This window comes from Streptomyces shaanxiensis (assembly GCF_039537145.1).
Lineage (GTDB): Bacteria > Actinomycetota > Actinomycetes > Streptomycetales > Streptomycetaceae > Streptomyces > Streptomyces shaanxiensis.
This window is the reverse complement of record NZ_BAAAZY010000011.1, coordinates 223490-249111: the sequence shown is the minus strand read 5'-3', so window position 1 is coordinate 249111 and position 25622 is coordinate 223490. Positions and strand designations below refer to the sequence as shown.

Annotated in this window: 22 protein-coding genes; 15 read left to right on the top strand and 7 right to left on the bottom strand. The window is 71.3% G+C overall.

Annotated elements, in window-relative coordinates; all coding sequences use genetic code 11:
- Entirely contained in the window at window positions 1-933 is a 933-nt protein-coding gene (locus ABD932_RS20790) for an alpha-E domain-containing protein (RefSeq protein WP_345014918.1), read from the bottom strand.
- Window positions 930-2474 carry a circularly permuted type 2 ATP-grasp protein gene (locus ABD932_RS20785; protein WP_345014916.1) on the bottom strand — a complete coding sequence of 515 codons (1545 nt, stop codon included), beginning with the start codon at window positions 2472-2474 and terminating at the stop codon, window positions 930-932. Before ABD932_RS20785 ends, ABD932_RS20790 begins: the two co-directional genes overlap by 4 nt.
- Before the next feature lie 438 nt (window positions 2475-2912).
- On the opposite strand from ABD932_RS20785, the gene ABD932_RS20780 reads away from it, so the two are divergent.
- Window positions 2913-4010: a helix-turn-helix transcriptional regulator gene (locus ABD932_RS20780; RefSeq protein WP_345014914.1), complete on the top strand. Its 1098-nt coding sequence runs from the start codon at window positions 2913-2915 to the stop codon at window positions 4008-4010.
- Here the strand turns inward: ABD932_RS20780 and ABD932_RS20775 are convergent.
- The gene (locus ABD932_RS20775) at window positions 3919-4956 is read right to left on the bottom strand and encodes a helix-turn-helix transcriptional regulator (RefSeq protein ID WP_345014912.1); all 1038 of its coding nucleotides are present in this window, start codon (window positions 4954-4956) and stop codon (window positions 3919-3921) included. The genes ABD932_RS20780 and ABD932_RS20775 overlap by 92 nt on opposite strands.
- Window positions 4953-5924 (bottom strand): helix-turn-helix transcriptional regulator, encoded by a 972-nt coding sequence (locus ABD932_RS20770; protein WP_345014910.1) that lies wholly within the window; start codon window positions 5922-5924, stop codon window positions 4953-4955. The genes ABD932_RS20775 and ABD932_RS20770 overlap by 4 nt, the downstream gene beginning before the upstream one ends.
- A gap of 361 nt (window positions 5925-6285) precedes the next feature.
- Between ABD932_RS20770 and ABD932_RS20765 the strand changes: the two genes are divergently transcribed.
- A complete protein-coding gene (locus tag ABD932_RS20765) occupies window positions 6286-6621 on the top strand; it encodes a Rieske (2Fe-2S) protein (protein WP_250088631.1) in 336 nt (111 codons plus the stop codon).
- A 175-nt stretch (window positions 6622-6796) separates the two neighbouring features.
- Here the strand turns inward: ABD932_RS20765 and ABD932_RS20760 are convergent, their stop codons facing one another.
- Window positions 6797-7210 (bottom strand): pyridoxamine 5'-phosphate oxidase family protein, encoded by a 414-nt coding sequence (locus ABD932_RS20760; RefSeq protein WP_345014907.1) that lies wholly within the window; start codon window positions 7208-7210, stop codon window positions 6797-6799.
- Between the two features lie 139 nt (window positions 7211-7349).
- Here ABD932_RS20760 and clpB point away from each other — a divergent pair, with 139 nt between their 5' ends.
- Together clpB and ABD932_RS20750 are read left to right on the top strand one after the other, a co-directional pair.
- The gene (clpB, locus tag ABD932_RS20755; RefSeq protein WP_345014905.1) at window positions 7350-9947 is read left to right on the top strand and encodes an ATP-dependent chaperone ClpB; all 2598 of its coding nucleotides are present in this window, start codon (window positions 7350-7352) and stop codon (window positions 9945-9947) included.
- A 141-nt stretch (window positions 9948-10088) separates the two neighbouring features.
- Window positions 10089-10613, top strand: a complete 525-nt coding sequence (locus tag ABD932_RS20750) for a YbjN domain-containing protein (protein WP_126393866.1) — start codon at window positions 10089-10091, stop codon at window positions 10611-10613.
- Between the two features lie 9 nt (window positions 10614-10622).
- Here ABD932_RS20750 and ABD932_RS20745 read toward each other — a convergent pair whose 3' ends face one another.
- Both ABD932_RS20745 and ABD932_RS20740 read right to left on the bottom strand, forming a co-directional pair.
- Window positions 10623-11891, bottom strand: coding sequence for a hypothetical protein (locus ABD932_RS20745; RefSeq protein WP_345014903.1), 1269 nt, complete (start codon window positions 11889-11891; stop codon window positions 10623-10625).
- A gap of 152 nt (window positions 11892-12043) precedes the next feature.
- Window positions 12044-13255 (bottom strand): pyridoxal phosphate-dependent aminotransferase, encoded by a 1212-nt coding sequence (locus ABD932_RS20740; RefSeq protein WP_345014901.1) that lies wholly within the window; start codon window positions 13253-13255, stop codon window positions 12044-12046.
- A 187-nt stretch (window positions 13256-13442) separates the two neighbouring features.
- Between ABD932_RS20740 and ABD932_RS20735 the strand changes: the two genes are divergently transcribed.
- The 11 genes from ABD932_RS20735 to kynU all read left to right on the top strand — a co-directional run bounded on the left by ABD932_RS20735 (window position 13443) and on the right by kynU (window position 25611).
- Window positions 13443-14078: a hypothetical protein gene (locus ABD932_RS20735; protein ID WP_345014899.1), complete on the top strand. Its 636-nt coding sequence runs from the start codon at window positions 13443-13445 to the stop codon at window positions 14076-14078.
- A gap of 886 nt (window positions 14079-14964) precedes the next feature.
- Window positions 14965-15522 (top strand): DUF2617 family protein, encoded by a 558-nt coding sequence (locus ABD932_RS20730; protein WP_345014897.1) that lies wholly within the window; start codon window positions 14965-14967, stop codon window positions 15520-15522.
- 144 nt (window positions 15523-15666) lie between these two features.
- The gene (locus ABD932_RS20725; RefSeq protein WP_345014894.1) at window positions 15667-17310 is read left to right on the top strand and encodes a polyamine aminopropyltransferase; all 1644 of its coding nucleotides are present in this window, start codon (window positions 15667-15669) and stop codon (window positions 17308-17310) included.
- A 147-nt stretch (window positions 17311-17457) separates the two neighbouring features.
- Window positions 17458-18333 (top strand): SRPBCC domain-containing protein, encoded by an 876-nt coding sequence (locus ABD932_RS20720; RefSeq protein ID WP_345014892.1) that lies wholly within the window; start codon window positions 17458-17460, stop codon window positions 18331-18333.
- Window positions 18334-18518: 185 nt separating this feature from the next.
- On the top strand, window positions 18519-19316 hold the full coding sequence (locus ABD932_RS20715; RefSeq protein WP_345014890.1) for an aldose epimerase family protein: 798 nt from the start codon (window positions 18519-18521) through the stop codon (window positions 19314-19316).
- A 22-nt stretch (window positions 19317-19338) separates the two neighbouring features.
- The gene (pyrE, locus tag ABD932_RS20710) at window positions 19339-19887 is read left to right on the top strand and encodes an orotate phosphoribosyltransferase (protein ID WP_345014888.1); all 549 of its coding nucleotides are present in this window, start codon (window positions 19339-19341) and stop codon (window positions 19885-19887) included.
- Window positions 19888-20036: 149 nt separating this feature from the next.
- Window positions 20037-21059: a class II fructose-bisphosphate aldolase gene (gene fbaA / locus ABD932_RS20705; RefSeq protein WP_345014886.1), complete on the top strand. Its 1023-nt coding sequence runs from the start codon at window positions 20037-20039 to the stop codon at window positions 21057-21059.
- A gap of 97 nt (window positions 21060-21156) precedes the next feature.
- On the top strand, window positions 21157-22650 hold the full coding sequence (locus ABD932_RS20700; RefSeq protein ID WP_345014884.1) for an MFS transporter: 1494 nt from the start codon (window positions 21157-21159) through the stop codon (window positions 22648-22650).
- Window positions 22651-22930: 280 nt separating this feature from the next.
- Window positions 22931-23344: a DUF3151 domain-containing protein gene (locus ABD932_RS20695; protein ID WP_345014882.1), complete on the top strand. Its 414-nt coding sequence runs from the start codon at window positions 22931-22933 to the stop codon at window positions 23342-23344.
- A 166-nt stretch (window positions 23345-23510) separates the two neighbouring features.
- Window positions 23511-24383 carry a tryptophan 2,3-dioxygenase family protein gene (locus ABD932_RS20690; RefSeq protein ID WP_345014880.1) on the top strand — a complete coding sequence of 291 codons (873 nt, stop codon included), beginning with the start codon at window positions 23511-23513 and terminating at the stop codon, window positions 24381-24383.
- Window positions 24376-25611 (top strand): kynureninase, encoded by a 1236-nt coding sequence (gene kynU / locus ABD932_RS20685; RefSeq protein ID WP_345014878.1) that lies wholly within the window; start codon window positions 24376-24378, stop codon window positions 25609-25611. The genes ABD932_RS20690 and kynU overlap by 8 nt, the downstream gene beginning before the upstream one ends.
- The last annotated feature ends 11 nt before the right edge of the window (window positions 25612-25622 follow it).

Here is a 25622-nt window from a genome sequence, read left to right as displayed (position 1 = left end):
TCACGCTCCTTCCTGGGCCCACTCGACGGGCCCCTGGTACGGGAAGAACCGGTCGGCCACCGCGTCCGCCGAGGCCATGCAGGCCTGCCGCAAGTCCCGCAGCAGCACGGGCAGTTGGTCCTCCAGCGTGTGCGTGTCGAGGTATTCGAGCCGGGTGCGCATCCGGCCGATCGGGCGGCGTGCCGGGTCCTGACGGGGGCGGCCCAGCGCGGTGAGGCACTCCTCGGCGGTGGTCAGCGCGTGCAGCGCCGAGCGCGGGAAGTCGCGGTCGAGGAGCAGGAACTCGGCGACGCGCGGGGTGTCGCCGAAACCGCCGTACACGCGCGCGTACGCCTCGTCCGCGCCGGACGCGCTGAGCAGGGTCGGCCAGTCCGGCGCGTGGGCGGCGTCCAGCACCCGCACCGACAGCAGCCGTACGGTCATGTCCACCCGCTCCAGGCTCCGGCCCAGCACGACGAAACGCCAGCTGTCGTCCCGGCTCATCGTCGAGTCGGCGAGCCCGAAGAACAGCGCCGCGCGTCTGCGCACCAGCTCCAGATACGCGTACGGCCCCGTCCGTCTGGCCGCGAGCCGCTGGTCCGCGAGGGCGTGCCAGGTGGAGTTCAGGCACTCCCACATCTCGGACGAGACGGCCTCGCGGGCGCTGCGCGCGTTCAGCCGGGCGGCGCCCAGCGCGCCCTCGATCGACCCGGTGGAACGGGCGTCGAAGGCCAGCTGGTCGAGCACCTGCTGCATGTCCACGGGCTCGCCGCCGGCGTCCATCCCGAGGATCGCGTACAGCGACCGGCAGGCCACGTCCTCGTCGCGCCAGGGGTCCTCCAGCATGCGGTGGAGGTAGGCGTCGAGGATCCGGCCCGTGGCGTCGGCCCGCTCGACATAGCGTCCGGTCCAGGTCAGTGCCTCGGCGATGCGGGAGAGGATCACGTCGTTCACTGCTGCTGCGCCCCTTCCTGTACGACGGTGGGGGTGCCGTCGGGTCCGAGCTGACGGGGTGCGACGGCGAGCGGATCGCCCGCGCTGACCGGCGCGGGGGAGTCCGCCGGTCCCTCCGCGAGTACCCAGGTGTCCTTGGAGCCGCCGCCCTGGCTGGAGTTGACGATCAGGTTGCCCTCCTGGAGGGCTACCCGGGTGAGGCCGCCGGGCAGCACCCAGACATCGTTGCCGTCGTTGACGGCGAAGGGCCGCAGATCGATGTGGCGGGGTGCCATCCCCTCGCCCGCGAGGGTCGGGGAGGTGGACAGGGCGACGGGCCGCTGGGCGATGAAGCCGCGCGGATCGGCGACGACCGCTTTGCGAGTGCGTTCGATCGTGTCCCGGTCCGCCTTGGGTCCGATGACGATGCCCTGCCCTCCCGCGCCGTCCACGGGTTTGATGACGAGCTGCTCGATCTGGTCGAGGACGGCCTCCAACTGGCCGGGCTCGTCGGGCCGGTAGGACTCGACGTTGGGCAGAATCGGTTCCTCGCCGAGGTAGTACCGGATCAGGTCCGGGACGTAGGTGTAGAGGAGCTTGTCGTCGGCGATGCCGTTACCCACGGCGTTCGCGAGTGTGACGTTGCCCGCCATGGCCGCGCTCATGATGCCCGGGCAGCCGATCACCGAGTCGGGGCGGAAGTGGAGAGGATCGAGGAAGTCGTCGTCGAGCCGCCGGTATACGACGTGGACGGGCACCTCGCCGCGCGTGGTCCGCATCCACACGCGGTTGTTGCGGCAGACGAGGTCGTGCCCCTCGACGAGCTGCACGCCCATCAGCCGGGCCAGCAGGGCGTGTTCGAAGTAGGCGGCGTTGCTGGGCCCGGGGGTGAGGACGACCACGCGCGGATCCTCGATGCCGTCGGGAGCGGCCGCGCGCAGGGCGGCGAGCAGCTTCTGCGCGTACCCGTCGACGGGCAGGACATGCTGCTCGGCGAAGAGGGAGGGGAAGATCCGGGTCATGGCACGCCGGTTCTCGATGACGTACGAGACGCCGCTGGGCACGCGCACGTTGTCTTCCAGTACCCGGAAGTCCCCGGCCTCGTCCCGTACGAGGTCGATGCCGGCGACGTGGATCCTTACCCCGCCCGGTGGTTCGACCCCGTGCGCGGCTCTGTGGAAGTGCGGGGAGCTGAGCAGCAGCCGCCAGGGCACGACACCGTCCTCGAAGGCGCGGGCGTGCCCGTAGGCGTCGGCGAGGTAGGCCTCCAGGGCCCTGACCCGTTGGCTCACCCCGCGTTGTATGAGATCCCATTCGAGGGCGTCGAGGATGCGGGGCACGAGGTCCAGCGGCCAGGGCCGCTCCTCGCCCGCGAAGGCGTACGTCACGCCTCTGTCGGTGAACGCCCGGGCCATCTGGTCGGCCCGGAACCGCAGTTCACTCGGCTCGATCGGCTGCAGTGCAGCCAGCACCGGCTCATAGGCGGTCCTGACCTCACCCGGCCGCTCAAACATCTCGTCCCACGCGTCGGCCAACGCGTACGCGTCAAATATGTCCGCCATGGCCTGACGTTAAGTGGGGTGTGTAACGCGGTGATCTCTGGCGGATTTCCGGGAGGTGCACGCGGAAGGGTGGCGTCCGGGTCGCCGGGTGCGGCCGGTCGGCACCCGGGAGTTCGGGGGCGGCGGCTTTGCTGCGCACACGGCAAAGGCCGGGAAGAGACCCCCAGCTTGTTGCAACTCGACGGACGGAGGCCCGGAGATAGTGGGGCAAACCGGTGGTTTAAGGCGCCCTTCCCGGCGGGAGCCGTGTTGCGGAGCACGGCCGGTCCGCGCATAGTTGCGCTGCGGAAGCGCGAGCGAACCGTAGGCCCGACGGGCTGTGCAGGTGGGCCCCTCGACCAGGGCCACGCCTGCCGTGGCGCCCCGGCAAGGGTGTCGGCACCGCGCTCCGGAGGTGGGCGAGCCGGCGAAGAGGCAAGGACCGGGGGTGGACGGGCGATGGCCGGGCACGGGACGGAGGAGCATCCACACGGTGCCGACCGACTGTGCGGGGCCGGGGATCGCGTGTATTCCCGGGCCGTACGGCGCGGTCGTGTGCCGCGCCGGGACGCCGAGCAGGTGCCCTGCCTGCTGGAGCTGGCGCTGCTGCACCCCGACCCCGACGACATGGACTGGCTGGTGCCGACCTCCCCGCAGGAGGTCATGACGCGGCTGCTGCGCGGGCTGTACGACGAGGTCAGCGCGAGTCAGCGGCGGGTGGGCTCGGCGGTGGCCGCGTTCGAGTGGTACGCCGGGCTCGGTCCCCCGCAGCCGCAGGCGTCCGGCGCGGAGGGCGCGGCGATCCGGGTGCTGGACGGCTCCTCCCGCATCCAGGGGGCCCTGGACGCGGCGACGGAGGCGTGCACGGCGGAGGTGCTGACCGTGCAGCCCGGCGGCATCCGTCCCGAGCACGAGCTGACCGAGGGCCTGCACCGGGCGCTGGCGCTGCGGGGGCGGGGCGTGCGGATGCGCGACCTGTACACGCATGTGGCCCGGCACGGCCAGGGCCTGCTCAACTACCTCGAGCTGATGGGTGATTCGGTCGAGGCCCGCACCCTGGACGAGGTGATCGACCGGCTGATCCTCTTCGACCGCACGGTGGCCTTCATCCCGGCGAACGCGGACCGCACGCTGGCCCTGGAACTGCGCCACCCCGCCCTGGTGAACTACCTGGTGACGGTGTTCGAGCGCCTGTGGCGCCTGGCCATCCCGCTGACGGCACCCCTCCCCGACACCGGCATCGAGGGCATCTCCCACCGCGAGCAGTCCATCGCCGCGCTGCTCGCCGAGGGCCACCAGGACGCGGTGATCGCGGAACGGCTCGGCATAAGCGTGCGGACCTGCCGGGCGCACATCGCGCGGCTGTCGGAGACGCTGGGCGCGGCGAGCCGGACGCAGCTCGGGGTGCGGATCGCGCAGGTGGGCCTGGACCGCCCGCGGGCGTCGTCGTCCGAGGCCGCGGTGATCAGCGTCGCCGGGGTGCCGGGGGTTCCCGGAGCGCCGGGGGGCCCTGGGATTCCCGGGGTTCCTGGTCAAGGATCCCCGACTGGCCTATGAGATAGCCGAGTTGGGCCCGGCTCTCGCTGCCCAGCGTCGCCGCGAGCTTGGCGATGTGGACGCGGGCGGTGCGGATGTTCATACCGAGGCGGTCGGCGATGACGGCGTCGGTGTGTCCCTCGACCAGGAGGCTCGCGATGGCGCGCTGGCGGGGGGTGACGCCGTTGAGCGTGGGCTGCTGGACGGCTTCGGGGTGCATGGGGGTGGCCAGGCGCCAGAGGCGGTCGAACACCGTGACCAGGTAGTCCACCAGCGCCGGGTGGCGGACTTCCAGGGCGAAGGTGCGGTCCTTGTTGGCGGGGATGAAGGCGACGGTCCGGTCGACGACGATGAGCCGGTCGGTGACCTCGTCGAGGGTGCGGGCCTCGGCATCGCCCCTGAGCTGCTCGTAACGCGCCATGACCAGGGGCCGGTGGCGCTGCGTGTGCTGGTAGAGGCTGCGGATGCGGGCCCCGCGGTCCAGCAGGGCCTGGTCGCGGTCCAGCGCGAGGGCCTGGGCCGTCTCGGTGCGCGCGTCGTTGTGGTGCGTGGTGGGCTGGATGGACAGGAGTTCCCGGGAGGCCTCGGTCATGGCCTCGCTGATGGCCTTGTTGATCCGCTCGGTGCCACTGAGCGTGAGGATCGCCGGGTTGTCCGAGGTCGCCGAACGGCTGCAGTCGATCCGCATGAGCGGTTCGAACATGTCGGCCAGCACCTGTTCACGTCGCCGTTCGTGCGCGATGCGGTCCGCGGAGCCCCGCAGCAGCCGGTGAAGCGCGACGGCGGGGGCGACGGGCTCCAGCCAGTCGAGGTCCTCGACGGCCGGCTGGAGCAGACCGAGATCGACCAGACACGCCACACCGTCCGCCTGCTCGGCACGCAGCCGCCCTTCGCGCAGGGCGCGTGCGTACAGGCCCATGCCCGCCTCGCACGGTTCGTCCACGCCATGCGTGTGTGCCTCGGTCACGGGTGGGAGTCGTCCCCCTGCGCGTGATCCTTGTCCAGGATCCCCGACTGGGCGATGAGATAGCCGAGCTGGGCCCGGCTGCCGCTGCCCAGGGCCGTGGCCAGCTTGGCGATGTGGGCCCGGCAGGTGCGCACGTTCATGCCCAGGCGGCGGGCTATGGCCTCGTCGACGTGGCCCTCCACGAGGAGCTTGGCGATCGAGTGCTGGATGTCGGTGATGCCGTCCGGGTCGGTCTCGTAGGGCGTGCCCGCCTGCAGCGGTACCGCGCGGGACCACATGAACTCGAAGACCTTGATCAGGTAGCGCACCAGGCCCGGGTGCCGGAGCTCCAGGGCCACCTGTCGGTCGTCCCGTATGGGGATGAAGGCGACGGTCTCGTCGCAGATGATGAGGCGCTCGACGAGCTCGTCGATGGTGCGGTACTCCACCTTGCCGTCGGCGAACCGGTCCATATAGGCCAGCCGGTCGGGGATGTACCGGGCCGTGTGCTGGTAGAGCGTCCGGATCCGCACCCCGCGTTCGATCAGCGGCTTGTCGCGTTCCAGGGCCTCCAGGAGCCTGTTCTCAGGGCTGCGGCGGCCGCTCGGCTGGACCGCGAGCACCTCGGTCTGGCACTGGGCCGTCGCCAGGTCGAGTGCCGTGTTGATGCGGTCCAGGCCCTCCAGCACCGTGATCGCGTGGGTAGGGGCGGTGTCCTGGGCGCCGAGGGCCATGAATGGCTCGAAGGCTTCGGCGAGTGCGATGGACATCCGGCGCTGCTCGGTGATCTCGCGCTCGATGGGGTTGAGCCGCTGGGCCAGGGCGACCGACGGGGGAACTGGGCGCAGCCATTTCGCATCATCAGGATCGGGGTGAAGAAGGGCGAACTCCATCAGACATGGAGCAGGCTCGACATCCGCCCGCAGAATGCGCCCCGTGCGCAGCGCGCTCGCATAGAGGCGGCCACCTTCCTCGCACAGCTCGGTCATCGCATGGGGATGTGTCGCCTTTGTCCCATTTGTTTCCAAATCTCCACCCCCCAGGGTCCTGAACATGCAGGAACATGATGCACCGATCGTGTGGCCATGATGTGCCTGAATGAGCCATCGTCTTATCCGACGGGGGAAGAGGGGACCTTCAAGTGAGGACGAAGCCGACTATGCGTAAGAGAATGCTTCGCTCGGTACTTGTTGCCGCCTTCTCCGCCGTTGTGGCCTTCGGAACGCTGGCGGGCCTCTCCGGTGCGAAGAGTGACGCGCACAAGGTGGGTGATGCTCGGTCTGTGATCGTCGCGGCCGACGGCGACAACGGGCCGGTCGTCCCTCTGGACACCAGGTGGGACTGATCGCGATGACCACTCCTCCTGATGATCGCTCCTTCCGCCGAGAAATGGCCACCGCCTACCGCTCCGGCTGGCACTTCATCGACTTGGTCACCGCGATCCCCCACCCCGGTGACTCGCTGATGGTGACCGTCTTCGGAGAGCCGGTCGTCGTGACGCGGGACGAGGAGGAGGACGTACGGGCCTACCGGTGTCTGCGGCGGCCTCGGGGGGCGCCGCAGCCTGTGCGATGTGCCATCCGGTACGGAATGATCTTCGTCAACCTGGATCAGCGTGACCACCGGCTGGTGGAGCCGGAGGCCCCGGCCCCAAGGACCATCTCAGCCACCCCCCGCAGTGCCTGACGCGATTCCCCCGTCGTAACAGATCGCTCAGGTGCTTCCCCCCGCAGCGGCGTCACCGTGACCTGAACACGGTGACGCCGCTGCAGTTTTCCGGGGACATTTCCCGGTATCCGTCCGTTCCGCCGGTGGCTGAAACCGGGCGCCCGGTATCCAGCCACCCCTCCCGGCAGTCCGGTCACCCCCGCCCCATCGCCCGGGTCAGCTCGATCTCGATCACCACCCGGTCGGGATTGGGCGTCGGCGTCCGCCCGTACCGCTCCGCGTACCGCCGCTCCGCGTCCCCGACCCGCTCCGGCTCGGTCCGGACGTACGCCCGCCCTTCCAGCGTCGCCCACCGGCCGCCGTCCACCTGGCAGACCGCTACGCGTGCCCCGTCCGGGCCGGCGGCCAGTACATGGCGCACCTTGGCGCTCGACTTGAGCGTGATCACCCGAGCAAGTCGTGCCTCGGGGTCGTATGTCACTCCGACGGGCACGACGTGCGGGGTGCCGTCCGGGCGCAGGGTCGTCAGGGTGCACAGATGTCTCTGCTGCCAGAAGGTGAGGTACGGCGCGTCCGGCGCGCCAGGATCCTGGGGGTGAGCTGCCATGGCCCGGAACTCTAGGCCCTCCTGTCAGGGCCTGGCCGCCGCAGGCCTCCCGCGACTACCTTGAGCGGAATAGACTCAACTTTGTGTACGCTGACGCAGTCAGTACGGGAGACGCTGACGCCAGGAGGAGAAAGCGAACGTGGACGCCGAGCTGACCAACAGGAGCCGGGACGCGATCAACGCGGCCAGCAACCGTGCCCTGACCGAGGGACACGCGGACCTCACCCCCGCCCACCTGCTGCTGGCTCTGCTCCAGGGCCAGGACAACGAGAACATCATCGATCTTCTGGCGGCCGTCGACGCCGACCAGGCCTCCGTGCGCGCCGGCGCCGAGAAGGTGCTCGCCTCGCTGCCGAGCGTCACCGGCTCCACCGTGGCGCCGCCGCAGCCCAACCGTGAGCTTCTCGCCGTGATCGCGGACGCCCAGGCGCGGGCCAAGGAACTCGGGGACGACTACCTCTCCACCGAGCACCTCCTCATCGGCATCGCCGCCAAGGGCGGCCAGGCGGGTGACGTGCTCACCCAGCAGGGTGCCGGTGCGAAGAAGCTGCTGGACGCCTTCAGGAAGGCACGCGGCGGGCGCCGGGTGACCACCGCCGACCCCGAGGGGCAGTACAAGGCGCTGGAGAAGTTCGGCACCGACTTCACGGCAGCCGCGCGGGAGGGGAAGCTCGATCCCGTCATCGGACGGGACCAGGAGATCCGGCGGGTCGTGCAGGTGCTGTCCCGCCGTACCAAGAACAACCCGGTGCTCATCGGTGAGCCCGGCGTCGGCAAGACCGCCGTCGTCGAAGGGCTCGCCCAGCGGATCGTCAAGGGGGACGTGCCCGAGTCCCTCAAGGACAAGCGGCTCGTCGCGCTCGACATCAGTGCCATGGTCGCCGGGGCCAAGTACCGCGGTGAGTTCGAGGAGCGGCTGAAGACCGTGCTCGCGGAGATCAAGGACTCCGACGGGCAGATCATCACCTTCATCGACGAGCTGCACACCGTCGTGGGTGCCGGGGCCGGCGGCGACTCCGCCATGGACGCCGGGAACATGCTCAAGCCCATGCTCGCGCGCGGTGAGCTGCGGATGGTGGGCGCCACGACCCTCGACGAGTACCGCGAGCGGATCGAGAAGGACCCGGCGTTGGAGAGGCGCTTCCAGCAGGTGCTGGTCGCCGAGCCGACCGTCGAGGACACCATCGCGATCCTGCGCGGGCTCAAGGGGCGCTACGAGGCCCACCACAAGGTGCAGATCGCGGACAGCGCGCTGGTGGCCGCGGCCACCCTCTCCGACCGGTACATCACCTCCCGCTTCCTCCCGGACAAGGCCATCGACCTCGTCGACGAGGCCGCCTCCCGGCTGCGCATGGAGATCGACTCGTCCCCCGTCGAGATCGACGAACTCCAGCGCGCCGTCGACCGGTTGAAGATGGAGGAGCTCGCGCTGGAGAAGGAGACCGACCCGGCCTCGCGCGAGCGCCTGGAGCGGCTGCGCCGTGACCTCGCCGACAAGGAGGAGGAGCTGCGGGGCCTGACCGCCCGCTGGGAGAAGGAGAAGCAGTCCCTCAACCGCGTCGGTGAGCTGAAGGAACGGCTCGACGAGGCGCGCGGGCAGGCCGAACGCGCCCAGCGCGACGGCGACTTCGACAGCGCCAGCAAGCTGCTCTACGGCGAGATCCCCGCCCTGGAGCGGGACTTGGAGGAGGCCTCGCAGGCCGAGGAGGAGGCCGCCAAGGGCACGATGGTCAAGGAGGAGGTCGGCTCCGACGACATCGCCGACACCGTCGCCGCCTGGACCGGTATTCCGGCCGGGCGACTCCTGGAGGGCGAGACCCAGAAACTCCTGCGCATGGAGGAGGAGCTGGGCAAGCGGCTCATCGGGCAGACGGAGGCCGTGCAGGCGGTGTCCGACGCCGTGCGCCGCACCCGCGCCGGCATCGCCGACCCCGACCGCCCGACCGGCTCCTTTCTCTTCCTCGGCCCGACCGGCGTCGGCAAGACCGAACTCGCCAAGGCCCTCGCCGACTTCCTCTTCGACGACGAGCGGGCGATGGTCCGCATCGACATGTCGGAGTACGGCGAGAAGCACAGCGTGGCCCGGCTGGTCGGCGCGCCCCCCGGGTACGTCGGCTACGAGGAGGGCGGCCAGCTGACGGAGGCGGTGCGCAGGCGGCCGTACAGCGTGGTCCTGCTCGACGAGGTGGAGAAGGCGCACCCCGAGGTCTTCGACATCCTGCTGCAGGTGCTGGACGACGGGCGGCTGACGGACGGTCAGGGGCGTACGGTCGACTTCCGCAACGCGATCCTGGTGCTGACGTCGAACCTGGGCAGCCAGTTCCTGGTGGACCCGATCACCAGCGAGGCGGAGAAGAAGGAGCAGGTGCTGGAGGTGGTCCGGGCCTCCTTCAAGCCCGAGTTCCTCAACCGGCTGGACGACCTGGTCGTCTTCTCGGCGCTGGCGAAGGACGAGCTGGCCCGGATCGCCCGGCTCCAGATCGACCGCCTCGCCCAGCGGCTCGCGGAACGGCGCCTCAGCCTGGAGATCACCGACGAGGCCCTGGCCTGGCTCGCCGACGAGGGCAACGACCCGGCCTACGGCGCCCGCCCCCTGCGCCGCCTCGTCCAGACCGCCATCGGCGACCGCCTCGCCAAGGAGATCCTCTCCGGCGAGATCAAGGACGGCGACACGGTCCGGGTGGACGCCTTCGGGGACGGTCTGATCGTGGGGCCCGCGACCGGAAAGACGCTGTGATTTGCGGGTACCCGGTTGGTCCGGGTACCCGGATGGCCTGATCGGATCGAGTCAGCCGACGGCTGACAGGCCCGGCGGGGCTTGCCACCCCCCTCCCCGCATGGGGGAGGATGACGGAATCCGTACGAAGGGAAAATCACGGTGAGCATCGACCCGTCCTCGATTCCGAACTTCGGGGGGCAGCAGCCGCAGTCCGGGCCGCCGCCCGGCCCCGTTGTCCCGGATCAGGACCTCGTGAAGCAGCTCCTCGACCAGATGGAGCTGAAGTACGTCGTCGACGACGAGGGTGACCTCGCGGCGCCGTGGGAGCAGTTCCGTACGTACTTCATGTTCCGTGGCGAAGGTGACCAGCAGGTCTTCTCGGTGCGGACGTTCTACGACCGGCCCCACAAGATCGACGAGAAGCCCCAGCTTCTGGAGTCGATCGACGACTGGAACCGCCGGACGCTGTGGCCGAAGGTCTACAGCCACACGCACGACGACGGCACCGTCCGCCTGATCGGCGAAGCACAGATGCTGATCGGCACCGGCGTGAGCCTGGAGCACTTCGTCTCGTCGACGGTCAGCTGGGTGCGGGCCGCCATCGAGTTCGACAAGTGGCTCGTCGAGCAGCTCGGCCTCGAGCAGGAGATCAACGACGCGGAGAAGCCCGAGGAAGAAGAGTAGGCATCTCCGTCACGGCGCCAGGTCGGACATGGTGACCACGAACGCGCCGTAAGTGAACGAGAGCCCGGCAAGGGCCGCGACCAGCACGGACGCGCGCCATGGCCGGGCTTTCGCCGTCCGTGCGAGCACCCCCGCGAGAGGCAGCAGGAGGGGGAAGGCGGGCAGGACGAAGCGCGGCTTGGACGCCAGATAGCCGGAGCCGCCCACCGCGATCAGCAGCAGGACGCCGCTGTAGACCAGCAGGGGCAGGGGCGCGCGGCCGGCGATCAGCCGCCAGAACAGCAAAAGGCCTGCCGCCACGATCACGATCGCCACGGCGAAGAGCACAAGGTGGGTGGTGGGGAGCCGGCCCCCGTGCACGAGCATGTGCTTGACGAAGCGCATGGTGTGCAGACCGAAGTCGAAGCTCGATCCCCACAGCCGCTGCACCTCGAAGTACCCGCCGAGCGTGTCGCCCGTGCGTCGGCCGACCCACAGCACGTACATGCCCCAGCCGAGCGGCGCGAGCGCGGCGCCGATCCACAGCCTGTGGGAAACACCGTCGCCCCGGCGGCGGGCGCGCCAGACCTCGTACGCCGCCGCGGCGACCACCGCCGCCGCGACCGCGAGCCCGTTGGGCCGGGTGAGTCCCGCGAGAGCCGCGAGGGTGCCCGCCCACAGCCAGCGCCCGGTCAGCACCGCGTACAGCGACCAGGCCGCGAGCGCGGTGAGCAACGGCTCCGTGTACCCCATGGACAGCACGATCGAGTGCGGCAGCAGGCCCCAGAGCACCACCAGCGCGACGGCCACCGCCCGTCCGCGCAGCAGGTCGCCCACCGCGTAGATGCCCCAGGCGGCGGCCGCCGCCGCGAGCCACGCCACCACCAGCCCCGCCGCCCCGCCGCTCAGCGCGGTCAGTTCCGTCACGGCCCGCACGAGCCCCGGGTAGAGGGGGAAGAACGCCAGGTCGTTCGCGATGACACCGGCCCCCATGCGCAGGGTGAGGCCGTACCCCTCCGAAGCGATCGACAGGTACCAGAGGGAGTCCCAGGACCGGCCGAGCATCCCCAGCGTCTGCCTGTCCTCGCCGCGGGTGGCCAGGGCGAGCACGGCGACCCCGGCCAGCCGGGCGACCACGAACAGCCCGATGGCGATCCCCGCCGCCGTGAGGGACATCCGGCGACGGGCGCGCCCCTCTGCGCCGGGCTCCGCGCCGGTCTCGCCGTCGGCGCGCCGCGGCGCCGGGGTACTGACGGGGGTGAGGACAGGGGCGCCGTCAGGGGCACTGATATGCGTCACATCAACAGATTTACGGCTGAAAGGGGCACATGCGGGCGAGGCGCGTCCGGGCGTCCGAGGAATCGCGCGCTTGGCGTAGCCGAGTCCTGGAGCAGCCGAGTCCTGGAGCAGCAGAGTCCCGGCGCGGCAGTGCGCTGTGAACGGCCGCCGCTCTACGCCAGCGTCTTCAGGCGCCGCACCGCCTCCTCCAGGACGGTGGTCTGCTTGCAGAACGCGAACCGCACGAACGGCGCCCCCGCCTCCCGGTGGTCGTAGAAGACCGCGTTGGGGATGGCGACGACCCCGGCCCGCTCCGGCAGGGCGCGGCAGAAGGCGAAGCCGTCCGTCTCGCCGAGGGGGCGGATGTCGGTGGTGATGAAGTAGGTGCCGGCGGGCTTGAACACCTCGAACCCGGCCTCCGTCAGCCCCGTGGCCAGCAGGTCCCGCTTGGCCAGCATGTCCTCGCGGAAGGCCGCGAAGTAGCCGTCGGGGAGGGCGAGCGCCTCGGCGACCGCGTACTGGAACGGCCCCGACGACACGTACGTCAGGAACTGCTTCGCCGACCGTACGGCCGTGACCAGCGCGGACGGCGCGGTCACCCAGCCGACCTTCCAGCCGGTGAAGGAGAACGTCTTGCCGGCCGACCCGATCGTCACCGTCCGCTCGCGCATGCCCGGGAAGGTCGCCAGCGGCAGGTGCTCGGCGTCGTCGAAGACGAGGTGCTCGTACACCTCGTCGGTGACCACGAGCAGGTCGCGCTCCACCGCCAGCTCGGCGATCGCGGTCAGCTCCTCGCGGGTGAGGACCGTGCCGGTGGGATTGTGCGGGGTGTTGATCAGCAGGAGACGGGTGCGGTCGGTGACGGCGGCGCGCAGCTCGTCCAGGTCGAGCCGGAAGCGCCGGTGGGCCACTCCGTCGCGTGACTCCTCGCCCGGCCGCAGGGTGACCGGCACGCGGGTCCCGCCGGCCATCGCGATGCAGGCCGCGTAGGAGTCGTAGTACGGCTCGAAGGCGATCACCTCGTCGCCGGGCTCCAGCAGGGCCAGCAGGGCGGCGGCGATCGCCTCGGTGGCGCCGGCGGTGACCAGGACCTCCGTGTCCGGGTCGTACGACAGCCCGTAGCGCCACTCCTGGTGGGCGGCGACGGCGGTGCGCAGCTCGGGGACGCCGGGGCCCGGCGGGTACTGGTTGCCGCGCCCGTCGCGCAGCGCCCGTACCGCCGCCTCACGGACCTCCTCGGGTCCGTCGGTGTCGGGGAAGCCCTGGCCCAGGTTGATGGAACCGGTCCGCAGGGCCAGCGCGGACATCTCGGCGAAGATCGTCGTCCCGAACTCGGCGAGCCGGCGGTTGAGCAGGGGGCGGGAGGTGGAGGTCATGCCGGTCATCCTGCGCTCAAGCTCCGGGGTTCCTCAACCTGCGTTCACGGATGAGCACAAGATCGGCGGTCCGTGGGCGGCTACCCGGTTCGTCAGGACCGGCAGGGCCCTCACCGGCGCGGTCGTCCATTCCGGGCGGTGCGTATCGGGGCTGCACCCTCCTCGGCGGGCTGCGTAGAGTACCCGCGGTCATCGATTGGAGAAGACGTTGGACGCGGTCGAGTTCCCTCTCAGCGCTCGGGTGCGTGAGGCCCGGCGATGGCTCGTGGCCACGAGCGCGGCGGGTGCCGTACTCGTGGGAGCCGCCGTGGCGTCCGTGGTCGCCAACGCTTCCGGGTGGGTGTCGGTGCCGCGGGCGATCCAGGCGGGTCTGGTGCTGGTGACGCTGTTCCTGCTGCCCGTCGTATGGGTGGGAGTGCACGCCGTGTGGGCGTTGCGCGGGCGGGCCGAGCTGTTCATCGCCGCCGGAGAGCACCCGCGGCGGCGTCCCACCGACCGGCAGTTGGTCAACCACCTGCGCAACGAGCACCCGCTCATGCCCCTGTGGGGGATGGTTGCCGTCCTCGGCGGCCTCGGCACGCTCTGCCTCGGGGTCGCGCTTCCCTTCGCCCTGGCGGACGGCGCCGTACTGGCCGGTGTACTCCTCGGGACCGGGCTCGCCGTGTCCCTGGCCGCCCTGGCCCTGGCCGTGCCCGGTTTCCGCCGCGCCGCCCGCCAGGGCTCGGAGGACCGAAGGCGGCGTACCGAGCTGTGGTCCCTGCCCGACGCCGTCGAACGCCGGCTCACGATCCCCCTCCTCGGCGCCGGCGACGGGGCACACCCCGGAGCCTGAACATTCGTTGGACAAGATCACGGCCCGCAGACGGCCCAATGAGCCCCGGACGGCCCCTGAACTGCGCTTCTGTGCAGGTCAGGGGCTGTTCCTCCGTTCGAACCCTCTGAAGTTCCTCAACTCTGCTTTGGCTCGTGAGACGGCAGGGCATCTCACTCGCACGCACCGAGCGGGAGGCGCCCACGGGGGGACGCCTCGGTCCGCTTCGGGGGAACGGAAGGAGCTGACGCCATGGTCACGATCTTTATCGGGGCGCTCGTCGCAATGTTGTTCGTGGTGATCGTCGTGTCCATCGCTCGCGCCGGCGGACGTTCGAGCCACCGTTCGTCAGCGCGCCGGAGCAGCTCGTACGACAGCGGAAGCGGCGGCTGGTGGGCCGGCGGGGGAGACAGCGGCTCGGGGGGTTCGTCCTGCGGGGGCAGCTCGTCCTGCGGAGGCGGGTCGTCGTCCTGCGGAGGCGGCGGCGGAGGCGGCGGCGGATGCGGTGGCGGAGGCAGCTGACACGGGGCAGCTGAGCTCCCCGAGCAGGGGGAACCGCATCCGGACGGAGCGGGGCCGGTACCTGGGACCGGCCCCGCTTTCCTGTTCCCCGTACGGTCGTCCGACGGGGCTCACAGTGAGGACTTCTGCGCCCAGGCGTACGCCGGAGTTGAACAGTTGAGCTGATAAGCCCTCTGAGGGATGGAAAGCCCACGAACTTGGGTAAAAACGCTGTGGCGGCGCCACAGTTCATGATTCAGTTAATTTCCCCAACGCAGCCCCTCGGACGTCCCGCGGAAACCCTTCTGACCGGCCGACCGGGCTGACCGGGCCGACTCCCGGTGTCGGCCGGGGGTGCGCCGGAGACCGAAACCTCCCTCTCTTTGCGTGCTTGCGGAGCCGACCCATGCTCACGACCCTGAACACCGCCTATACCGACACGCGCGCGGCCGACCTCGCCTGGACCCTGGGGCGGGAGCCGCTGCCCGCGCTGGCCACGTTGGATCTCGAACTGACCGGTGCGAAACTCCAGTTGAGACTGCTCGGCGCATCCCATCAGGTGCTGCTGGAGGAGGAGCGGGGCGACTGTTCGGAGACGGTGGCCTGTATGCCCGGCAGCAGCACGCCGCTTCCGCTCGGGGTGGCCAAGCGGGCGGACGACTGGGAGTACGAGTTCGCGTCCCGCGTGGAGATTCTGTCTCCGGGTCAGTTCGCGGGTCGTGCCCAGGAGTTGCTGGCCCTGGTCGCCGACCACCCGCACGGCCTCGCCGGCGTGTTCCCCGGCAGCCCGCACGCGTTCACCGCGCTGCTCGCCCAATATCACGAGGGTCAGGTCCACTGGCGGACGTGGCACGCGTACCCGCAGGACGGGCAGTTGGTGGCGACGCGGACGCGGGTGGGGGTGAGGGAGCCGGCGGCCGCCGTTCGGCGCCGGGCGGGGAAAGTCAGCCCGTCCGGCGTTTGAGGACGAGGCCCTCCGGGCCGAGGCGGGGGTCCGGCGGCGGCAGCCCTCAGTGACGGTCACATAAACGCCGGGCGCTTGACTGACTGACAGTTCCACACGTGTGGGTGACATAGCGTGCCGGAGGCGTAACGTACCGTCGGCAACGTGATCGACCCGCACGCACCCGCACCGCCCGGCGCCCCGCCACCCTGGCCCGGCCCGGCGCGGCTGCCGGTGCGGCCGGGCACCGGGCGGTTCCTGGTTCTCGCGTGCGTCTTCGTCTGCGCCGCCTGCGGACTCGTGTACGAACTCGAACTCGTCGCCCTCGCCTCGTACTTGATCGGCGACTCGGTCACCCAGGCCTCCGTCGTCCTCTCCGTCATGGTCTTCGCGATGGGCATCGGCTCCCTGGTCGCCAAGCGCCTGCGCCCGCGCGCCGCGGCCGGCTTCGGCGCCGTCGAGGCCGTCCTCGCCCTGGTCGGCGGCTGCAGCGCGCTCGCCCTGTACGCCGTCTTCGCCTGGACCGGCGACTGGGGCGGCATGTGGGCCGACGGACCCCGCTACCTCCTCGTCGCCTTCTCCCTCACCATCGGCCTGCTGATCGGCGCCGAGGTGCCGCTGCTGATGGAGCTGATCCAGCGCATCCGGCGCCAGGACGCGGGCGGCGCGGTGGCCGACCTGTTCGCCGCGGACTACGTCGGCGCCCTGGTCGGCGGCCTCGCCTTCCCCTTCCTCCTCCTGCCCCTGCTGGGCCAGTTGACCTCGGCCCTGATCACCGGCGCCGTCAACGTCGTGGCGGGCGGCGCGCTGGTCCTCGGGCTGTTCCGGGGGGACCTCACCCACCGGGCCCGCTGGCTGCTGGTGATCGCCAACGTCACGGTGCTCGGCGTCCTCGCCTCCGCCGCCGTACTCGTCGACGACTTCGAACGCGCGGCCCGGCACGCGGTGTACGGGCGGGACGTACGGGTGGCGCTCCAGACGGACGTCCAGGAGGTCGTCATCACCGGCGGCACGCACGGCCGTCCGCTCGACCTCTTCCTCGACGGCCGTCTGAGGGTCAGCGGCCGGGACGCGCGCCGCTACCACGAGGCGCTGGTCCACCCCGCGATGAGCGGCGAGCACACGCGCGTGCTGATCCTCGGCGGCGGGGACGGGCTGGCGGCGCGCGAAGTGCTGCGCCATCCCGAGGTGCACCGGGTGGACGTCGTCGAAGTCGACGCCGAAGTGGTGCGGTTGGCGCGCAGCGACCCTCCGCTGTCCGAGCTCAACGGGCATGCGTACGACGACCCGCGCGTCCACGTCATGACCGGCGACGCCTTCCACTGGCTACGGGCGGCGCCGCCGGCGACGTACGACGTCGTGATCTCGGACCTGCCCGACCCCGGCATCACCGCCAGCACGAAGCTGTACTCGCAGGAGTTCTACGCCCTCGCCCGCCGCGCCCTGACCCCGCACGGCCGCCTCGCGGTGCACGCCGGGCCGGTCTCCGCCCGCCCCCGTGTCTTCTGGACGGTCGACACGACCCTGCGCGCCGCGGGCCTGCGCACCGCCCCGTACCGCGTCACGGGCCACGACTCCGGCTTCGCGTCCGGCCCGGACCGCACGGCGGGCCCGACGCGGGCGCCGCACGACTGGGGGTTCCTCCTGGCGAGCCAGGGCAGGCGGCCGGTGCTGCGGCTCCGGGAGGGGCAGGGGGCGCCGCGGCTGGGGACGTTGACGGAGACGGGGCTGGTGGCGGGCGCGCGGGCCGCGCAGGGGACGCGGGTCGGGGGGTTGGGGGCGTCGACGTTGGTGCATCCGCGGTACTGACGGGGGTGGGCAGGGGGCCGCGTGGCGGGGATGGAGGGTTCGCCCCGGGGGAGCGGGCGGGGAGGATACGCCCGGCGGGAGTGCGGGTGGGGCGAATCCCTGGATGCACGGGTGCGTTTCGCGCCGTGCTGGGTAGGCTCGGTGACCATGGAGCATGAGGTGTTCGTTCCGGTTGTGGCCGCGCGGCTCAGGGAGGTCCTGGCCGACCCCGCGCGGGTCGCCCGGGCGGTTCCCGGGCTCCAGCAGGACGCCGGCGCCGAGCCCGTGACCGGGCGGCTGAAGTTGCGGATCGGCGGTCACACCATCACGTACCGGGGGGTCGTACGGCTCTCCGAGCGCGAGGACGGTTCGTACGCCGTCGAGGGCGACGCGACCGAGGCCCGCGGTACCGGCACGGTGAAGCTCGCGCTCACGCTGCGGCTGGTGGATGCGGAGGGTGGCTCCACGGCGCGGTTCGAGGGGGCGGCCTCGGCGGACGGGCGGGTCTCGGAGTTGCCGGAAGAGGCGGTCGGGGCGGCCGTGACGCGGCTGCTGAGCCGGTTCGTGGAGAACCTGGGGGCCGCGGCGGGGGAGGAGCGGGTGGAGGCTGAGGCTGAACCTGCGGCTGAGTCGGGGCCTGGTGGGGGCGGGGACGTGTCTGTGGAGTCCGTGGAGGAGGCCCTGGCGCCCGGGGAGTTCGAGCCGCGGGTGACCAGTGAGTTCGAGACGACGCCGGATGCCGATGACGCGCCTGTGCCTGCGCCGGAGCGGGAGCGGGCGCAGGCACCTGTGGGCGGCGAGGGCGCGGGCGAGGGTGACGGCGACGGTGAAGCGCCCGTTGCCGAGGCGGCGCATGCTCGGCGGACGATGATCGGGCGTAGTGCGGAGGAAGTGGATCATGCGCCGCCTCGGGGGCGGTATGCGCCGGTTCCCGCGCCGCAGACGGTCGCGCCCAGCTCCACGTTGCGGTGGGCGGCTCCGGCGGCGGCGCTGGTGGTGGCTTCGGCGATCGTGGTGGGGCGGATGTTGCGGCGGCGTCGCTGAGGGGTTTTCTCGCCCCCGCCGCCCCTACCCCCCGTCCCTGGGGGCTGCCGCCCCCAGACCCCCGCTTCGGCCCTGAACGGGCCTCGTCCTCAAACGCCGGACGGGCTGAAATACCTGGGCCGGCGTGGAAGGGGGTGTGGCTCCTTGCGGGTTCATGCCCTTGATCACCCCAGTAGGGTCGTCCCGTGAGTAGCGAAGACATCACGCTGACCGCGGGTGACGCGGAGGTGGACGTGCTGCCGGGGAACGGCGGGCGGGTCGGGGGGCTGCGCGTCGGGGGGACGGAGTTGCTGCGGCAGGGGGAGCGGTTCGGGTGTTTCCCGATGGTTCCCTGGTGCGGGCGGATCCGGGACGGGCGGTTCCTCGACGGGGCCGTCGTGCGGCAGATGCCGCTCAACGCGCCGCCGAACGCCATCCACGGCACCGCGCGGGACGGCGCCTGGAGCGTCGCCCGGGTTGCCGACGGCGAGGCCGTCATCACGTACGACCTGGTCGAGCCGTGGCCGTACGCCGGTCGGGTCACCCAGGTCGTCGCGCTCACCCCGGACAGCCTCAGTCTCACCATGTCCGTCGAGACGTACGACGCGTCGTTCCCGGCCCAGATCGGCTGGCACCCCTGGTTCAACCGGAACCTCGGCGGCGAGGGCGCCCAGGATGTGCGGCTCGACTTCAGCCCGGCATGGCAGGAGGAGCGCGGGGACGATCACCTTCCGACCGGGAACCGGATCGAGCCCGAGCCCGGGCCCTGGGACGACTGCTTCGGCATGCCCGGCGGCGTCGACGTCACCCTCACCTGGCCGGGGCAGCTGGAGCTGAAGGTCGGCAGCCGGGAGGAGTGGGTCGTCGTGTACGACGAGCAGGAGGCCGCCGTGTGCGTCGAGCCGCAGACCGGGCCGCCCAACGGGCTGAACACCCTGCCGCGCCTGGTCACGCCCCTGGAGCCGCTGGAGGCGACGACCGTCTGGAGCTGGCGGAGGCTGTGAGCGGGGCGCTTAAGCTGGCCGCATGACTGACGTACGCGACGAGCTGCTGCAACAGATCAAGGACAAGGCCGTGGTGCACGGCAAGGTGACCCTGTCGTCGGGTCTGGAGGCCGACTACTACGTCGACCTGCGGCGCATCACCCTCGACGGGGAGGCGGCCCCCCTGGTCGGGCAGGTGCTGCTCGACCTGACCGCCGAGCTGGAGTTCGACGCGGTGGGCGGGCTGACCATGGGCGCCGACCCGGTGGCCGGCGCCATGCTGCACGCCGCCGCCGCGCGCGGGAAGCGGCTCGACGCCTTCGTCGTACGGAAGGCCGCCAAGGCGCACGGGCTGCAGCGGCAGGTCGAGGGGCCGGACATCGCGGGACGGCGCGTGCTCGTCGTCGAGGACACCTCCACCACCGGGGGCTCGCCGCTCACCGCCGTCGAGGCCGTGCGGGCCGCCGGCGCCGAGGTCGTCGCCGTCGCGACCATCGTCGACCGGGCCACGGGTGCCGCCGAGAAGATCCAGGAGGGGGCCGGGGTGCCGTACCTCTTCGCCTACTCCAAGGACGAGCTCGGTCTCGACTGACGGACGGGGCCGAGGAGCGCTCGGAGCATCCCGGTTCGTCTGGAAAGATGGGGCCGACGATGACGTCACACCCCCCAAGGTCTAGGTCAGGGCCGTAAGAAGAACGCCGTACGCAGTACGTCAACCCGCACACTCCAAGGAGCGGACAGATGCCCATCGCAACCCCCGAGGTCTACAACGAGATGCTCGACCGGGCGAAGGCAGGCAAGTTCGCCTACCCGGCCATCAACGTGACCTCGTCCCAGACCCTGCACGCGGCGCTGCGCGGTTTCGCGGAGGCGGAGAGCGACGGCATCATCCAGATCTCGACGGGTGGCGCCGAGTTCCTGGGCGGTCAGCACAGCAAGGACATGGTCACCGGCGCGGTCGCCCTGGCCGAGTTCGCGCACATCGTCGCCAAGAAGTACGACATCACCGTCGCCCTGCACACGGACCACTGCCCGAAGGACAAGCTCGACGGGTACGTACGTCCGCTGCTCGCGGTCTCCGAGGAGCGCGTCGCGCGCGGTGAGAACCCGCTGTTCCAGTCGCACATGTGGGACGGTTCGGCCGAGACCCTCGCCGACAACCTCTCCATCGCGCAGGAACTGCTGGAGCGCGCCCGCGCCGCGAAGATCATCCTCGAGGTCGAGATCACCCCGACCGGTGGCGAGGAGGACGGCGTCTCGCACGAGATCAACGACTCCCTCTACACGACGGTCGACGACGCCATCCGTACGGTCGAGGCCCTCGGTCTCGGCGAGAAGGGCCGCTACCTGCTCGCCGCCTCCTTCGGCAACGTCCACGGTGTCTACAAGCCGGGCAACGTCGTGCTCCGCCCCGACCTGCTCAAGGAGCTGAACGAGGGCGTCGCCGCCAAGTACGGCAAGGCCTCGCCCTTCGACTTCGTCTTCCACGGCGGCTCCGGCTCCTCCGAGGAGGAGATCGCGGTCGCGCTGGACAACGGCGTCGTCAAGATGAACATCGACACCGACACGCAGTACGCCTTCACGCGTCCGGTGGCGGCCCACATGTTCCAGAACTACGACGGTGTTCTGAAGGTCGACGGCGAGGTCGGCTCGAAGAAGACCTACGACCCGCGGACCTGGGGCAAGCTGGCCGAGGCGGGCATGGCCGCGCGTGTGACCGAGGCCTGCGCCAACCTGCGCTCCACGGGCACGAAGATCAAGTAAGCGGATCGAGTAAGCAGATCGAGTAACCTGCGGTCTCCGAAAACGAGCCCGGCGCCACGGCGCCGGGCTCGTTTGGTATGTGGGGTATATGTGGGTCATGCCCGATGTCCGGCTGGCCTCGCCGCAAGGCAAGTGGATCCTGCTCACCACCGTGCTCGGCTCCAGCATGGCCATGCTGGACTCGACCGTCGTCAACGTCGCCCTCCCGCGCATCGGCGAGGACCTGGACGCCGACCTCGCGGCGCTTCAGTGGACGGTCAACGCGTACATGCTCACGCTGGCCGGGCTGATCCTGCTGGGCGGCTCGCTGGGGGACCGGTACGGGCGGCGCCGGATCTTCGTCATCGGGGTCGTGTGGTTCGCCGCTGCCTCGCTGCTGTGCGGGCTCGCCCCGAACGCCGGGGTGCTCGTCGCCGCCCGGGCCCTGCAGGGCGTCGGCGGGGCGCTGCTCACACCGGGTTCGCTCGCGCTCATCCAGGCGTCCTTCCACCCCGACGACCGGGGTCGGGCCGTGGGCCTGTGGTCCGGGTTCGGCGGCATCGGCGCGGCGGTCGGCCCCTTCGTGGGCGGCTGGCTGGTGGACGGGCCGGGCTGGCGCTGGGTGTTCCTCCTCAACGTCCCGCTGGCCCTGCTGTGCGCACCGATCGCCGTACGGCACGTCCCCGAGTCGGGGGGAGGCGGCAAGCACGGCCGCTTCGACGTGCTCGGCGCGGTGCTGGGCGCCCTGTCCCTCGCCCTGGTCACGTACGCGCTGATCGAGGCCCAGGAGGGCGGGCTGGTAGTGGCCCTGACGGCGGTCGCGGGCGTGGCCGCGGGCGTCGCCTTCGTGGTCGTGGAGAAGCGCCGCCCCGACCCGATGATGCCGCCCGACATCTTCGCGTCCCGCCAGTTCACCGCGGTCAACCTCGTCACCCTGTGCGTGTACGCGGCCCTCGGCGGCTTCTTCTTCCTCGCCGCGCTCCAGCTCCAGGTCGTCTCCGGATACTCGGCCCTCGGCGCCGGTACGGCCCTGCTCCCGACGACCGCCCTGATGCTGCTGTTCTCCGCCCGCTCCGGCGCCCTGGCCGACCGGATCGGCCCGCGCATCCCGCTCACCGTCGGTCCCCTGCTGTGCGCGGCCGGCATGCTCCTGATGCTGCGGGTGGGGCCGGACGCCTCCTACGTCGCCGACGTACTCCCCGCCGTCCTCGTCCTGGGCTTCGGCCTGGTCACCCTGGTCGCCCCCCTGACCGCCACCGTCCTCGCCTCCGTGGACGTGTCCCGGGCAGGACTGGCCAGCGGCATCAACAACGCGGCGGCCCGCGCGGCCGGCCTCATCGCCGTGGCCGCGCTACCGCTGCTGACCGGCATGGGCCAGGAGGCATACCGCTCACCGAACGCCTTCGACGAGGCGTTCGACCAGGCGATGGCCCTGTGCGCGGGGCTGCTGGTGGCGGGAGCGGTACTGGCCTTCGCGACGGTACGCCGCCTGCCCCCGGACTGCACCCGGCCCGAGTGCCGCACGCATGGTGGTGTGATGGCGCCGCCGTTGGAGGGGGTGCGGAGCGGGGGGCGGCTGGAGGTGGACGGTGGGGATGCAGGCGGACGGTGAGGACAAAGGAGGACGGTGACGGAAAGCTCGTCCGGAGCTTCGTGGGTCGGGCTTTCTCGACTCCGGCCTCGTATTTCAGCCCGTCCGGCGTTTGAGGACGAGGCCCCTCAAGGGCCGAAGCGGGGGTCTGGGGGCGGCAGCCCCCAGGGCAGGGCCGGGGTCGAAGGGGCGGAGCCCCTGGAGGATGGGACGGGTGGGGGCAGCGGGGGCGAAAGAACCCGGCGGTCACGAAGGCGCACCGCGACCTGCCGTACCCGCCCGATGGGCCAGACTGGACCCCATGGCCATTCACGAAAACCTCCTCGGGGGCCCGCCCCCGACCCACCTCCCCGACGACCCCGGCCCGCGCGAACTGCTCGCCGCCGGCACCGCCCCCGCGGACGTCGCAGCGAAGTACCCCACCTCCTCGCTGGCCTGGGCCCAGCTGGCCGACGACGCCTTCGAGCGCGGCAGCGTCGTGGAGTCGTACGCCTATGCCCGTACGGGCTACCACCGCGGCCTGGACGCCCTGCGCCGCAACGGCTGGAAGGGCCACGGCCCCGTCCCCTGGGAGCACGAGCCGAACCGCGGCTTCCTCCGCGCCCTGCACGCCCTCGCCCGCGCCGCGGGATCGATCGGCGAGCAGGAGGAGTACGAGCGCTGCACGCAGTTCCTGAAGGACTCCTCGCCGACGGCGGCCCAGACGCTGGGCTAGACAGCCCCCAGCGGAAGCGACTGCCGCCAGGGCCCGCCCGGCCGATGTGACCAGGCGGGCCTTGCGAGGTCCCGGGGCGATCCCTGAGGATGCCGAGTGGGGACCGGGGCCCCTTTGCCGATAACGGCAGGGCGGACCGCTACCCGGAGTTACACAGGAGACAGCAATGTCCCAGCAGGCTCACCCACCCGCGGAGACGTCGGTGGAGACGTCCGCGGAGACGCACGAGCCCGAGACCCCGAATCTCGACTTCGCCGGCACGACGCCCTACGAGGACTACGTCAAGGCGGATGTGCTCACCCACCTCCAGCACACCCTCTCCGACGACCCCGGAGAGATGGTCTTCCTGGTCACGACCCAGGTGATGGAGCTGTGGTTCACGGTCATCGTCCACGAGTGGGAGACGGCGGCCCACGCCCTGCGCGAGGACCGTCCGGGCGTGGCGATCGACGCCCTGAAGCGTTCCGTGCGGGAGCTGGAGGCCCTCAACGCCTCCTGGAAGCCGCTCGGCCAGCTCACGCCGGCCCAGTTCAACGCGTACCGCAGCGCCCTCGGCGAGGGCTCCGGCTTCCAGTCGGCGATGTACCGCCGGATGGAGTTCCTGCTCGCCGAGAAGTCCGCGTCCATGCTGGTCCCGCACCGCGGCGCACCGCGCGTCCACGCGGAACTGGAGAAGGCGCTGCACGAGCCGAGCCTGTACGACGAGGTGCTGCGGTTCCTGGCCCGGCGCGGCTGCGACATCCCCGAGGCCGTCGTCAAGCGCGACGTCTCGCAGCGGTACGTACCGTCCGACGAGGTCGAGGCCGCCTGGACCGCGATCTACGCGGGCGACCAGAACTCCGAGCTCACCCGCCTCGGCGAGGCGCTGACCGACGTCGCGGAGCTGGTGTGGCGCTGGCGCAACGACCACCTGGTCGCCACCCGGCGCGCGATGGGCGCCAAGGCCGGTACGGGCGGTTCGGCCGGGGTGGCCTGGCTGGAGAAGCGGGCGCGGAAGAACGTCTTTCCCGAGCTGTGGACGGCGAGGTCCCATGTCTGAGCTCATGGCGAGGGCGGGCGCGCTGGACGCCGCCGACGAACTGGCCGGGGCCCGCAAGCAGTTCGTACTCGACACGGTGTCCGATCATGCGGCTGACGCCGCGGGCGTCTATCTCGACGGCAACTCGCTCGGCGCCCTGCCCGCGAACGTCCCCGGCCACGTCGAGGACGTCGTACGGCGGCAGTGGGGCGAGCTGCGGATCCGGTCCTGGGACGAGAGCGGCTGGTGGACCGCGCCCGAGCGGATCGGCGACCGGATCGCCCCGCTGGTCGGGGCGGCACCGGGCCAGATCGTGGTGGGCGACTCGACAAGCGTCAATGTTTTCAAGGCGGTTGTGGCGGCCGTGCGGATGGCTGAGTCCACCGGTTCCGGCCGCGACGAGATCCTCGTCGACGCGACGACCTTCCCCACCGACGGGTACATCGCCGAGTCGGCGGCCCGGATGACCGGCCGTACGCTGCGACCGGTCACGCCTGCGGAAGTGCCGGGGGCGCTGGGCGACCGTACGGCCGCCGTCCTGCTGAACCACGTCGACTACCGCACGGGACGGCTGCACGACCTGCCGTCCCTGACCGCCGCCGTGCACGCGGCGGGCGCGCTCGCCGTCTGGGACCTGTGCCACAGTGCGGGCGCGCTGCCGGTCGGGCTCGACGAGCACGGGGTCGACCTGGCCGTCGGCTGCACCTACAAGTACCTGAACGGCGGCCCGGGTTCACCGGCGTACCTCTACGTACGCCACGATCTCCAGGACCGCTTCGACTCCCCGCTGCCCGGCTGGAACTCGCACACCGAGCCCTTCGGTATGCGCCCCGCCTACGAACCGGCCTCCGGCGCCCTGCGCGGCCGCGTCGGTACGCCCGACATCCTCTCCATGCTCGCCCTGGAGGCGGCTCTGGAGGTCTGGGACGGCGTGTCGATCGACGCGGTACGGGCGAAGTCCCTCGCGCTGACGGACTTCTTCCTGGAGTGCGTCGGGGCGTATGTGGGGGAGGGGCGCGTGGAGTCGTTGACGCCGGTGGCCCATGAGGAGCGCGGCAGCCAGGTGGCGTTGCGGTGCGAGGGGGCGGGGGAGGTCATGAAGCGGCTCATCGAGCGAGGGGTCGTGGGCGACTTCCGGCATCCGGATGTGCTGCGGTTCGGTTTCACGCCGTTGTACGTGGGGTTCGCGGATGTGGAGCGGGCGGCGCGGGTGCTGGGGGAGGTGCTGACCGGGGAGGCGCCGCGCTGACCTCGCCCGCC

Coding starts and splice junctions, on each gene's coding strand:
- ABD932_RS20785 (WP_345014916.1), bottom strand. CDS start 2,474: ATGGCGGACATATTTGACGCGTACGCGTTGGCCGACGCGTGGGACGAG.
- ABD932_RS20780 (WP_345014914.1), top strand. CDS start 2,913: ATGGCCGGGCACGGGACGGAGGAGCATCCACACGGTGCCGACCGACTG.
- ABD932_RS20770 (WP_345014910.1), bottom strand. CDS start 5,924: ATGACCGAGCTGTGCGAGGAAGGTGGCCGCCTCTATGCGAGCGCGCTG.
- ABD932_RS20765 (WP_250088631.1), top strand. CDS start 6,286: ATGACCACTCCTCCTGATGATCGCTCCTTCCGCCGAGAAATGGCCACC.
- ABD932_RS20760 (WP_345014907.1), bottom strand. CDS start 7,210: ATGGCAGCTCACCCCCAGGATCCTGGCGCGCCGGACGCGCCGTACCTC.
- ABD932_RS20740 (WP_345014901.1), bottom strand. CDS start 13,255: ATGACCGGCATGACCTCCACCTCCCGCCCCCTGCTCAACCGCCGGCTC.
- ABD932_RS20730 (WP_345014897.1), top strand. CDS start 14,965: ATGCTCACGACCCTGAACACCGCCTATACCGACACGCGCGCGGCCGAC.
- ABD932_RS20720 (WP_345014892.1), top strand. CDS start 17,458: ATGGAGCATGAGGTGTTCGTTCCGGTTGTGGCCGCGCGGCTCAGGGAG.
- pyrE (WP_345014888.1), top strand. CDS start 19,339: ATGACTGACGTACGCGACGAGCTGCTGCAACAGATCAAGGACAAGGCC.
- fbaA (WP_345014886.1), top strand. CDS start 20,037: ATGCCCATCGCAACCCCCGAGGTCTACAACGAGATGCTCGACCGGGCG.
- ABD932_RS20700 (WP_345014884.1), top strand. CDS start 21,157: ATGCCCGATGTCCGGCTGGCCTCGCCGCAAGGCAAGTGGATCCTGCTC.
- ABD932_RS20695 (WP_345014882.1), top strand. CDS start 22,931: ATGGCCATTCACGAAAACCTCCTCGGGGGCCCGCCCCCGACCCACCTC.
- ABD932_RS20690 (WP_345014880.1), top strand. CDS start 23,511: ATGTCCCAGCAGGCTCACCCACCCGCGGAGACGTCGGTGGAGACGTCC.
- kynU (WP_345014878.1), top strand. CDS start 24,376: ATGTCTGAGCTCATGGCGAGGGCGGGCGCGCTGGACGCCGCCGACGAA.